1 pseudogene is annotated in these 360 nt (G+C 33.9%); it reads right to left on the bottom strand.

Features of this window, described 5'->3' with window-relative positions:
• Positions 1-360, bottom strand: a pseudogene (locus HMPREF3050_RS14730) (hypothetical protein); the annotation flags it as partial.

Genomic DNA, 360 nt, shown 5'->3' with positions numbered 1-360 from the left:
GTTGAGGGTAACAACAAAATTCCTCTGAAAATAGAGTAATAAGCAATGGGGGATGGCGATTATCCTTATACACGCTCACTGCTTCCAAGTTGATTTTCCTACTTGGACTATTCTCCTTTCTAAAACTTTTTAATTCATATTTTTTTCCATTAACCAATATACTGTTATGGATTATTTCTTCTATTCCATCTATTCCGTTGATTTCGTCTATTTCTTCATTATGGATGGTAATACAGTGTGATGCCGAAAATAACGCATCATTCGTTTTGAAAAGGCTTAATTTGTAATTCTGATCATCACATGATTTATCTTCATTTTTGATAGACTGAATTTCCTGGGCGATGCAAAAGCCGGATGAAA

The organism is Neisseria sp. HMSC065D04 (assembly GCF_001815675.1).
Lineage (GTDB): Bacteria > Pseudomonadota > Gammaproteobacteria > Burkholderiales > Neisseriaceae > Neisseria.
This window is presented reverse-complemented; position numbering and strand designations above follow the sequence as displayed.